Genomic DNA, 10,873 nt, shown 5'->3' with positions numbered 1-10,873 from the left:
TGTGACCGGACGACGTGACCGGCACTGACGATCGGAGTATCCGGATGACCGCCGTGCCCGCGACGAGCCTCCTACCCGCCCCGGCCACGCCGCCGCAGAACGGCACCGCCGGCGCGCCCGGAACGACGATCGACACCCTGGTCGACAACGGACTGCGGGCCCTTGACGACTACGCCGCCTTCGACCAGGAGCGCGTCGACCGGATCGTGGCGAAGGCCTCGGTGGCGGCGCTGGGCCGGCACGCCGACCTGGCCCGGATGGCGGTGGCCGAGACCGGACGCGGCGTCTTCGAGGACAAGGCCGTCAAGAACATCTTCGCGTGTGAGCACGTCACCAATCACATGGCGGGTCTGAAGACGGTCGGGGTCATCTCCCGGGACGAGATCAACGGCATCGTCGAGATCGCCGAACCGGTCGGCGTGGTCTGCGCCGTCACCCCGGTCACCAATCCCACCTCGACGACCATCTTCAAGGCCCTGCTCGGCCTGAAGACCCGCAACCCGATGATCTTCGCCTTCCATCCGGCCGCCCAGCGGTGCAGTGCCGAGGCGGCCCGGGTGGTCCGGGACGCCGCCGTCGCGGCGGGCGCACCCGAGCACTGCATCCAGTGGATCGAGCAGCCCTCCGTCGAGGCCACCGGCGCGCTCATGAAGCACCCGGGCGTGTCCACCATCCTGGCCACCGGCGGCAACGGCATGGTGCGCGCGGCGTACTCGTCGGGCAAGCCGGCCCTCGGCGTCGGTGCCGGCAACGTGCCGGCGTACGTGCATCGCGGTGCGCGGCTGCGCCGGGCGGTGCACGACATCGTGCTGTCGAAGTCGTTCGACAACGGCATGGTCTGTGCCTCGGAGCAGGCGGTGATCATCGACGCCGAGGTGTACCCGGCGGCGCTCGCGGAGTTCCAGCGGCTGCACGCGTACGTGGCCACCCGGGACGAGAAGCGCCGGATCGAGGAGCTGATCTTCGGCGGTGCCGCCGGTGGCGCCGACTGCGCCGGCGGGCGCCTCAACCCGCAGGTCGTCGGCCAGAGCGCGGCGTGGATCGCCGAGCGCGCCGGGCTGACCGTGCCGGCCGACACGTCGGTGCTCCTGGTCGAGGTGGACCACGTCGGGCCGGCCGAGCCGCTCACCCGCGAGAAGCTCTGCCCCGTCCTGGCGGTGCTGCGCGCGGAGTCCACCGAGGACGGCATCCGGTACGCCGAGCAGATGGTCGAGCTGAACGGCCTCGGCCACAGCGCGGTCATCCACAGCGAGGACGAGCAACTCGTCGAGGAGTACGGACGGCGGGTCAAGGCGGTACGCATCATCTGGAACGCTCCCGCCTCCCAGGGCGGCATCGGCGACATGTACAACGCGTTCCTGCCGTCGTTGACGCTGGGCTGCGGCAGCTACGGACGCAACTCGGTGTCGAACAACGTCACCGCGGTCGACCTGGTCAACGTCAAGCGGATCGGCCGCCGGACCAACAACCTGCAGTGGTTCAAGGTCCCGCCGAGGATCTACTTCGAGCCGAACGCGATCCGCTACCTGGCCGACCTGCCCGACGTGCACCGGGTCACCGTGGTCACCGACCACACGATGACCCGGCTGGGGTACGTCGACCGGCTGATCACGGTGCTGCAGCAGCGACCCGGACGGGTGGCGTTGCAGATCATCGACGACATCGAACCGGAGCCGAGCGTCGGCACGGTGGACCGGGGCGCGGAGCTGATGCGCTCCTTCCAGCCCGACACGATCATCGCGTTGGGCGGGGGATCGGCGATGGACGCCGCCAAGGTGATGTGGCTGCGCTACGAGCACCCGGAGGTGGTCTTCGCCGACATGCGGGAGAAGTTCTTCGACATCCGCAAGCGGGCGTTCAAGTTCCCGACGCTGGGGGAGCGGGCCCGACTGGTCTGCATCCCCACCACCTCCGGCACGGGCGCCGAGGTGACGCCGTTCGCGGTCATCACCGACACCGCCACCGGGAAGAAGTTCCCCCTCGCGGACTACGCGCTGACGCCGAGCGTCGCCATTGTCGACCCGGTGCTCGCCGCCGACCTGCCGCCCAGGATCACCGCGGACAGCGGCTTCGACGCGCTGACCCACGCTACCGAGTCGTACGTCTCGGTCTACGCCAACGACTTCACCGACGGCCTCGCGTTGCAGGCCATCAAGCTGATCTTCAACTACCTGGAGCGGGCGGTACGCGACGGCGCGGCCGACGCCGAGGCCCGGGAGAAGATGCACAACGCGGGCACCATCGCCGGCATGGCCTTCGGCAGCGCCTTCCTGGGCATCGTGCACGCCATGTCGCACACCCTGGGCGCCACCTTCCACGTGGCGCACGGCCGCACCAACGCGATCCTGATGCCGCACGTCATCCGCTACAACGGTGCCACGCCGGCGAAGCTGACCGGGTGGCCCAAGTACGAGCACTACCGGGCGCCGGAGCGGTTCCAGGACATCGCCCGGATGCTGGGCCTGCCAGCCGCCACCGCGCAGCAGGGGGTCGAGTCGTACGCCGCCGCGGTGGAGCGGCTGCGCGACGCCGTCGGCATCGAGTCGTCCTTCCAGGCCGTCGGTGTGGACGAGGAGGCGTTCCTCGCGGCCCTGCCGCACCAGGCTCTCAACGCCTACGAGGACCAGTGCGCCCCGGCCAACCCGCGGATGCCGATGCTCGACGACATGCAGGAGCTGATGCGCGCCGCGTACTGCGGCAAGTGATCGCCGCCGCCGTGTCACCCTCGTCGCGGCCTCGGGTGGCCGCCGGGATCCGCTGAGCGGCGGCGGCCCGGGTGGTGTCGCCCCTGGCCGCGCCGGGCAGGCGCCCGATACTCCGGCCGATGCCGTGGGCCGCGGCCGGTCCGGTCCGCCTACCGTGCGGGCTGGAACAGCTCGATGAGGTTGCCCGCCGGGTCGCAGAGCAGAATCTGGCGACCGCCCGGCCCGCTGATGGCCTCACCGCGGAACGTCAGTCCGGCGTCGCGCAGCCTGCTGATCTCGGCGTCGAGATTCTCGACGGGCAGGTGGATCCGGTTGCGTCCGGGGCTGTTGGCGTCAGCCGGTGTGGCGCGGGCACCGGAGCTGGGGGCGCCGGAGAGCAGCAGCCGCAGCCGGCCGCGGACCACGTCGGCGAAGGCGGGCGCGGCGCTGGCGTTGAGTGTGAAGCCGAGGTGGGTGGTGTAGAAGTCGATGGCGGCCTGAACGTCATCGACGATGTACCGGACGCTGGCGTACCTGTCGTCTCCGGTCATGGGCGGGTTGCTCCTTCACATTCGTTGGCGCAGTGGCGGCAGGCTCCGGACTCGCGATGGTTCTCAGCTATGCCCTGCAGCGAGATTACATCAAACCAGATTGATGCATCAATTGGCCTTGACGTAGCGTCGATGGGTGGCTTGACGCGTCGTCCCTGACGTGGTCGCTGTCCTCCTACGAGATCGCCGGGATGCGGGGCGCCATGATTCTGGCCGCGGTGCTCAGCGCGTTCTCGGTCGTTGCGCTCCTGCGGACCCGGGTACCGGCGCAGTCGGCGGCGGTGGTCGGGGAGCAGTCGGATGGACGCGTCGCCATCAGGGATCCAACTAACTGATTCGATGTAAAGTTCCGCTTGTGTGTGCCGCCCTCGATCCGGAGCCACCGGGAGTCCTCCGTCTCGCCGCGCACCCGGTGCGTTGGCGGTTGTTGGCCGAGTTGGCGCGTAGCGACCGACAGGTTCGCGAGCTGATGGGGCTTGTCGGCCAGCAGCAGAGCCTGACCTCCTACCACCTGGGGCAGCTGCGGGCAGGCGGACTGGTCACGGTCCGCCGAAGCTCGGCGGACAAGCGGGACAGCTACTACAGCCTCAATCTGCTTGCCTGCCGCAACCTGCTTGCCGAGGCTGGTGCTTCGTTGCACGACGGCCTACAGCTTGTGCCCGCCGCGCTGGCGCCGCCCGGACCGAATCCGCGTCGACCGGATCAGCCACCGACCCGGGTGATCTTCCTCTGTACGGGCAACAGCTCCCGATCGCAGATGGCTGAGGCGATACTGCAGCAGATGGGCGGTGACCGGATCGACGTCGTCAGTGCCGGAGGGCAGCCGAAGCCGCTGCATCCGAACACGGTGCGGGTCATGGGCGAGGGCGGCGTCGACATGACCACGCGGCATCCGAAGCAGCTGAGCCATTTCCTGGAACAGCGCTTCGACTACGTGATCACCCTGTGTGACCGCCTCCGCGAGATCTGTCCCGATTTTCCCCGAGCGGGAAACGTGGCGCATTGGAGCATGCCTGATCCAGCTGCCGAGCGTGGCTACGCGCCGTTCCAGCGGACCGCAGCGGAACTCAGGACGCGGGTCGCGTTCCTTCTCCATGCGATCGACCACGCCTTGCCGGGCCGGGAGGGCCGCGAGAGGCGGGCCTGACCTTCCCCGGCTGCTGGTCGAGACGCGGCCGGCGGGCCTCCCCAACACCATCGCCGCCGGTCGGAAGGGTGGCGGATCCTCGCGACTGGCGGCAACTGCCTCCCGTTGGCGGACGGGTGGCTGAAGCGCGCCCCGCTGCCTTTCATGGGCCCGAGCTAGCCATCGCAAATGACAACCGTTATCGTCTGGTGGTCGGGATCCCCTGAACATCGGGAGCGCGCGGTGGGACATGTGCTGGTGGTCGAGAGCTGGGTCGGCGCGATGAGCACCCTGCTGCCCCGGGCGATCCGGGAAGCGGGACACCGGTTCACCTTCCTCACCAGGGACCTGCACCACTACCTGCGCCAGGGCGGTGGCGACGGGGTGCATCCGCTGCTCACCGCGGACAACGTGCTCACCGTCGAGACCAACGACCCGGCCGTGCTGCTGCCCCAGGTCCAGCGGCTGCACGAGGTGCTGCGCTTCGACGGGGTCGTCACCTCCTGCGACTACTACCTCGGCACGGTCGCCCGGCTCGCCGCGCACCTGGGGCTGCCGGGCGCCCGGCCGCAGGCCGTCGAGGAGGCCTGCCGCAAGGACCTGGCGCGGCACCGGATGCGGGCGGCCGGCCTACCCGGTCCGGCGTTCGCGGTCACCGAGGGCTGGCCGGGTACGCGGGCCGCGGCACGTGCGTTGGGCTTTCCGCTGGTGGTCAAGCCGGTCGACCTGTGCGCCGGGATGCTCGTCCGGCTGGTGACCGATCTGACTCAACTGCGCGCGGCCTTCGACGCCCTCGACGCGTTCCCGGTCAACGCGCGTGGCCAGCAGCGCTCGCCGCGCGTGCTGCTGGAGGAGGTGCTGGTCGGACCGGAGGTCAGCGTCGAAACCGTCACCGTCGACGGCGCGACGACGGTACTCGGCGTGACGGACAAGAGCCTGGCCGGTGCGCCGTGGTTCGTCGAGACGGGTCACATGTTCCCCGCCGCGCTGGACGCCGCGACGGTCACCGCGGTGCGCGACATGGCGGTCACCGCCCTCGCCGCGGTCGGCTTCGACCGGGGGGTCGCGCACACCGAGCTGCGGCTCACGGCCGCCGGGCCACGGGTGGTGGAGATCAACCCCCGGCCGGCCGGCAACCAGATCACCGAGCTGGTGCGGCGGGGTACCGGGGTGGACCTGCCCATGGTGTACACCCAGCTCGCCCTCGGTGAACAACCGGACCTCACGGTGACCGACACGGGCGTGCGTAGCGCGGCCATCTCGTTCCTGCTGCCGCCCCGCGCCGGCACCGTCGCCGGGATCGACGGTGCCGCCGCGCTCGCCGCCGCGCCCGACGTCGTCGACTGGGCGGTGAAGCCCGTCGGGCACCGCACCGGCGAGGCGGTGAGCAACAACGCCTACCTCGGGCACGTCATGGCCGTGGACACCACCGGCCTCGGCGCCCGCGCGCGGGCCGAGGAACTGGTCGCCGGTCTGCGGGTGCGCTACGCCGACGAGCTGGCCGGAGCGCTGGCGTGACGACACCGGCACCGGTCGGGACCGGTGCGCCGTTCACGTCGGTGACGGACCTGATCGAGGCCGTCAGCGCGGGCCGTCTCGGTCCTGACCCGGGCACCGAGCAGGTGAGCGTCGCGTTCACCACCCGGCAGGGTGCCCGGCACACCGGGCGCGACCGCGGCTACCGCAACCAGGTGCTGAGTCTGCGGGTGGACGCCACCGTCGGGTCCTGCGCGACGGAGCCGGACGAGCTGACCGACGACGTCGCGTACGACTGCGTGGGCCGCAGCGTCGCGGAGCTGCTCGCCCACCGGGTGCCGGCGGTCCGCGTCGCGGCCCTGGACGCCTACCTGGCCGCCGCCCGTCCGCACGCGCACACCGCCGACGACGCGGTCACCATCCCCGCCGGCACCTCGCTGGCCAAGTCGACCGCCAGGGCCGCCGCGGTGGTGGACCTGCTGACGGTTGCCCCGGGGCAGCACGTCCTGGTCGTCGGCGTGGTCAACTCCCTGCTCGGGCAGCTGCGCCAGCGCGGCCTCAGCTACCTGCCCTGCGATCTGGCGGGCGGCAGCACCGAGTGGGACGAGCCGTGCCTGCCGGACGCCGCCGCCCTGCTGGACCGCTGCGACGCGCTGCTGGTGTCCGGCATGACGCTGGGCAACGGCACCTTCGAGCCGCTGCTGCGGCACGCCCGCGCCACCGGCAAACCGATGGTGGCCTTCGCGCAGACCGGCAGCGCCGTCCTGCCCTGTTTCCTCGGCGCCGGCCTCAGCGCCGTGTCCGCCGAACCGTACCCGTTCTTCTGGCTCGACGGCGGACCGACGACGCTGTACCGCTACCGCGCCGCCGGCCGGCCGACATGCTGACCGACCCCGCGCCGACGACGTGCGCACCGCACCTGCTGGGCCTGCTGGGCCGCTCCCCGGTGGCGTTCGTCGACACCCCACTGCCGCACCCGCACGGCGGCTTCCACGCCAAGGTGGAGTATCTGAGTCCCGGCGGGATGAAGGCCCGCGCCGCCGTGGCCATGCTCCAGGCCGCCCGGCAACGCGGCGACCTGCGGCCGGGAGCCACCGTGGTGGAGTCCACGAGCGGCACCCTGGGCCTCGGGCTGGCGTTCGCCGGCCAGGCACTGGGCCACCCGGTCATCCTCGTGGTGGACCGCGAGATCGAGCGACCGATGCGCGCCTTGCTGACCGCGTACGGGGCGGTGGTCGAGCAGGTCGACCGGCCGCACCCGGTCGGCGGATGGCAACAGGCCCGCCTGGACCGACTGCACGAGATTCTGGCGCGCACCCCGGGCGCCTACTGGCCCGACCAGTACCACAACCCGGACAACGTCGCCGGCTACCACGCCCTCGCCGCCGAGCTGACCGGGCAGGTCGAGGCCGCCGACGTGCTGGTGTGCAGCGTCGGCACCGGCGGGCACAGCGCCGGCCTGGCCCGGGCGCTGCGGCGGCACTGGCCACGGCTGCGGCTCGTCGGTGTCGACACCGTCGGCTCGACGATCTTCGGACAGCCCGCGCGGCCGCGGCTCATGCGGGGTCTGGGCAGCAGCATCTTTCCCCGCAACGTCGACTACACCGCCTTCGACGAGGTGCACTGGATCGGCCCGGTGGAGGCGGTGGACACCTGCCGTAGGCTGGCCCGTTCGGCCTTCGTCACCGGCGGCTGGAGCACCGGCGCCGTCGCCCGGGTCGCCGCGTGGATCAGCCGCATGCAGCCCGGCGCCCGGGTGGTCACGGTCTTCCCGGACGGCCCGCACCGCTACCTCGACTCGATCTTCGACGACGCGTACTGCGCCGCCCACGGGCTGTTCGCCCCCGCTCCGGGCCACCCGATCGAGATCCCCCACCCGAACGCCGTCGAGGTCACCCGGTGGAGTCGCTGCCGGACCGTCCTCGACCCGCTGCGCCGCCTGGCGGTGCCGGCATGAGACTCGGCTGGCGCAGCTACCCGCTGCGGCTCCGTGAGCCGCTGCGGATCTCCCGCTCGACGATGTCGGGCCGCGACGCCGTCCAGGTCGACCTGTCCCACGACGGCGTCACCGGCCACGGCGAGGTCGTCACCAGCGCCTACTACGGCCTCGACCGGGCCACGATCCTCGATCTGCTGGCCGGTCTCGGCCAGCGGGTGTCCGACTACGGCGAACCCGGGACGCTGCTCGCGGAGCTGCCCGCGCTCGCCGCCGAACTGCCCGCCGGGGTGCTGGCGGCCCTGGACGCCGCCGTCCACGACCTGCTGGGTCGTCGCGTCGGGATGCCGGTGTACCAGTGGCTCGGCCGGCCGACCTTCGCCCCGGCGCCCACGGCCCACACCATCGGCCTGGTCAGGCCGTCCGACGCTGCCGCCACCGCACGGGCGCTGGCGCGGCGCGGCTTCCAGCTCGTCAAGGTCAAGTGCGGTGACGCCGCCGACCCGGACCGGATCGCCGCCGTACGGGCCGCCATGCCGCAGGCCCGGCTGGTGCTCGACCCCAACGGTGCCTGGACACCCGAGCAGACCGTGCGGCTGCTCGACACGCTCCGGCCGTACCGTGTCGACGCCGTCGAACAACCCATCGCGCCCGGCACACCGCGGCTGCTCGCCTGGATCAGCGCGCGCACCGACGTGCCGGTCATCGCCGACGAGGACGCGGCCACGGTGGCGCACCTCGACGCCCTCGCGGGCGCGGTCGCCGGCATCAACGTCAAGATTGCGAAGTGCGGCGGGATCCACGCCGCAGCGCGGATCGTCGCCACGGCCCGCGGGTACGGCATGGATCTCATGCTGGGGTGCCTGGTGGCCAGCTCGCTGGGCATCGCGCCGGCCGTGCACCTCACCGGCGACGCCCGCTGGATCGACCTGGACGGGCACCTGCTGCTCACCGACGACCCGTGGACCGGGATCGGCGGCCAGGACGGTGTCCTGCGGCTGACCGACGAACCCGGACTCGGCGTACGGGCGGCCCGATGAGCACGTGGACCACCCTGCGCGGCTTTCCGCTGCCGATCCGGCTGCTGGTGGTCAACCAGCTCGGCGTCAACGTCGGCTTCTACCTGCTGCTGCCCTACCTCGCCGGCCACCTGGCCGACGACGTCGGTCTGTCCGCCGCCGTGATCGGCATCGTGCTCGGCGTGCGCAACCTCAGCCAGCAGGGGCTGTTCCTGCTGGGCGGCTCGGCCGCCGACCGGCTCGGTGCCCGTGGCGTCATCATCGCCGGCTGCGCCCTGCGGGCCGTCGGCTTCGGACTGTTCGCCCTCAGCGTCTCGCTGCCGTCGCTGCTGGCCGCGTCGGTCCTGTCCGGGTTGGCCGGAGCGTTGTTCAACCCGGCCGTACGCAGCTACGTGGCGCAGGCCGCCGCCGACCGACGCGCCGAGGCGTTCGCGTTGTTCAACGTGTTCGCCAGCGCGGGCGCGCTGCTCGGACCACTGCTCGGGGCCGCACTGCTGCTCGTCGACTTCCGGGCTGCCGCGCTGAGCGCCGCGGCGGTGTTCGCCGCGCTCACCGTGGCGCAGGCGGTCTGGCTGCCCGCCCAACCGGTGACCGCCAGCGAGGCCACCGTCTGGCACGACTGGCGCACCGCCGTCACCGACCGCCGGTTCCTGGCGTTCAGCACGGCGCTGGCCGGCATGTTCGCGTTGCAGACCCAGCTGTACCTGATCCTGCCGGTGCAGGCGGAACACGTCACCGGGCAGCCCGTGGCGGTGGCCGTGCTGTTCGTCGTCTCCACCGTCGTGACCCTCACCCTGCAACTGCCCCTGACCGGCTGGCTGCATCGCCGCGCCAGCCGTGGCGCGTGCATCACCGCGGGCATGGCCGTCATGGGAGCCGGCTTCCTGCTGCCGCTGCTGCGGGTGGAATCGGCACCACCGGTGGTGCGACTGCTGCCCGTGCTGGCCGCTGCCGTCCTGCTCACCGTCGGGGTGATGATCACCCAGCCGTTCGTCCTGGAGCTGATCCCCGCCTTCGCCGGGCCGCGACTGACCGGCACCTACTTCGGCCTGTTCTACCTGGTGTCCGGAATTCTCGCCGCCGGCTGCACCGCCGCCGTCGGCGCGGCGGTGGGCAGCTCGGCCGGCGTGCCCACCACGGCGTGGCTGCTCACCGCCGGCGTCGGCCTCGCCTCGGCCGGCGCGGTGTGGCTGCTGCGCCGTGGCGGCCTGCTCACGCCCGCAGCGACCGCGGCGCCGGCGGGTGTGTCGTGAACGGCCAGAACTTCCTCACCGACAACCCGGAGCTGTACGAGCAGCAGTTCCCCGACCCGGAGCACGTCGCCGCCCGCTTCGTCGACGACCTCGTCCGCCGCTTCGCCGACCGCGTCGTCGCCACGCCGCGGTTGCTCGACGTCGGGTGCGGCACCGGCCGCGACGCCGGGCACCTCGCGACCCTCGGCTACACCGCCACCGGGCTGGACACGTCGCTGCCGATGCTGACGTACGCGCGGCGACGACATCCCGGAGTCCGGTTCGTCCACGCCGACCTGCGCACCTTCGACCTGGTCGACCGCTTCGACGTCGTCACCTGCCTGGACAGTGCGTTGCTGTACTGCCACCGCAACGCCGACCTGACCGCGTTCCTGGGGCGCTGCCACCGGCACCTGCGCCCCGGTGGGTTGCTGCTGGCGGAGATGCGCAACGGCGCGTTCTTCCTCGGCAACACCGAGCTGCTCGACGGCACCCGTACCCGCACCGTGACCTGGCGCGCCGTCACGTACACCTCGGCGACCCGGTTGTGGATCGACCACCGGGATCAGCTGCTGCGCCGTGAACGCGTCTGGACCTGGCCGGCCTGCCCGCGACCGCTGGTGCAGACCTCGGCCTGGCGGCTGCTGTTCCCCGCCGAGCTACGGCACCTGCTCGCCACCGCCGGGTTCGACGTCGTGGCCCTGTTCGACACGCCCGGCCCCCGGACCGACCCGCCCTGGCATCCGGCAGCGGCGCTGTCGGACGTCCTGTCCGGCGACCGCCTGCACCTGGTCGCCCGCCGTCGCGACGACGCGGCGTAACGCTCACCTGTGCATCGAGAGGAAAACC

The 10,873-nt window shown here is 72.0% G+C and carries 9 protein-coding genes; 8 read left to right on the top strand and 1 reads right to left on the bottom strand.

Annotated features, from left to right (window positions below; translation table 11 throughout):
• Positions 1–44 precede the first annotated feature (44 nt).
• Positions 45–2,705 (top strand): bifunctional acetaldehyde-CoA/alcohol dehydrogenase, encoded by a 2,661-nt coding sequence (adhE, locus tag O7597_RS29995; RefSeq protein WP_281581453.1) that lies wholly within the window; start codon positions 45–47, stop codon positions 2,703–2,705.
• Positions 2,706–2,854: 149 nt separating this feature from the next.
• On the opposite strand, the gene O7597_RS29990 is transcribed toward adhE, so the two are convergent.
• Positions 2,855–3,235 carry a VOC family protein gene (locus O7597_RS29990; protein ID WP_281581452.1) on the bottom strand — a complete coding sequence of 127 codons (381 nt, stop codon included), beginning with the start codon at positions 3,233–3,235 and terminating at the stop codon, positions 2,855–2,857.
• Positions 3,236–3,590: 355 nt separating this feature from the next.
• Between O7597_RS29990 and O7597_RS29985 the strand changes: the two genes are divergently transcribed.
• The 7 genes from O7597_RS29985 (at position 3,591) to O7597_RS29955 (ending at position 10,845) form a co-directional block, all read left to right on the top strand.
• Entirely contained in the window at positions 3,591–4,382 is a 792-nt protein-coding gene (locus O7597_RS29985; protein ID WP_281581451.1) for a MarR family transcriptional regulator, read from the top strand.
• A gap of 222 nt (positions 4,383–4,604) precedes the next feature.
• Positions 4,605–5,879 (top strand): ATP-grasp domain-containing protein, encoded by a 1,275-nt coding sequence (locus tag O7597_RS29980; RefSeq protein ID WP_281581450.1) that lies wholly within the window; start codon positions 4,605–4,607, stop codon positions 5,877–5,879.
• Entirely contained in the window at positions 5,876–6,724 is an 849-nt protein-coding gene (locus O7597_RS29975; protein ID WP_269742041.1) for a DUF364 domain-containing protein, read from the top strand. Before O7597_RS29980 ends, O7597_RS29975 begins: the two co-directional genes overlap by 4 nt.
• Complete coding sequence (locus tag O7597_RS29970) at positions 6,718–7,794, top strand: PLP-dependent cysteine synthase family protein (protein ID WP_281581449.1); 1,077 nt, start codon at positions 6,718–6,720, stop codon at positions 7,792–7,794. The genes O7597_RS29975 and O7597_RS29970 overlap by 7 nt, the downstream gene beginning before the upstream one ends.
• Positions 7,791–8,813, top strand: a complete 1,023-nt coding sequence (locus O7597_RS29965) for an enolase C-terminal domain-like protein (protein ID WP_281581448.1) — start codon at positions 7,791–7,793, stop codon at positions 8,811–8,813. The genes O7597_RS29970 and O7597_RS29965 overlap by 4 nt, the downstream gene beginning before the upstream one ends.
• Positions 8,810–10,045: an MFS transporter gene (locus tag O7597_RS29960; protein WP_269742039.1), complete on the top strand. Its 1,236-nt coding sequence runs from the start codon at positions 8,810–8,812 to the stop codon at positions 10,043–10,045. Before O7597_RS29965 ends, O7597_RS29960 begins: the two co-directional genes overlap by 4 nt.
• Positions 10,042–10,845, top strand: a complete 804-nt coding sequence (locus O7597_RS29955) for a class I SAM-dependent methyltransferase (protein ID WP_269742038.1) — start codon at positions 10,042–10,044, stop codon at positions 10,843–10,845. Before O7597_RS29960 ends, O7597_RS29955 begins: the two co-directional genes overlap by 4 nt.
• Positions 10,846–10,873 lie beyond the last annotated feature (28 nt).

This window comes from Verrucosispora sp. WMMC514 (assembly GCF_027497295.1).
GTDB lineage: Bacteria > Actinomycetota > Actinomycetes > Mycobacteriales > Micromonosporaceae > Micromonospora > Micromonospora palythoicola.
The sequence above is the reverse complement of the archived record's forward strand: the minus strand, read 5'-3'. Positions and strand labels throughout refer to the sequence as shown.

Excerpts from the sequence above, each read along its gene's own strand:
- O7597_RS29960 (WP_269742039.1), top strand. The coding sequence starts at position 8,810 with ATGAGCACGTGGACCACCCTGCGCGGCTTTCCGCTGCCGATCCGGCTG.
- O7597_RS29990 (WP_281581452.1), bottom strand. The coding sequence starts at position 3,235 with ATGACCGGAGACGACAGGTACGCCAGCGTCCGGTACATCGTCGATGAC.
- adhE (WP_281581453.1), top strand. The coding sequence starts at position 45 with ATGACCGCCGTGCCCGCGACGAGCCTCCTACCCGCCCCGGCCACGCCG.
- O7597_RS29970 (WP_281581449.1), top strand. The coding sequence starts at position 6,718 with ATGCTGACCGACCCCGCGCCGACGACGTGCGCACCGCACCTGCTGGGC.
- O7597_RS29965 (WP_281581448.1), top strand. The coding sequence starts at position 7,791 with ATGAGACTCGGCTGGCGCAGCTACCCGCTGCGGCTCCGTGAGCCGCTG.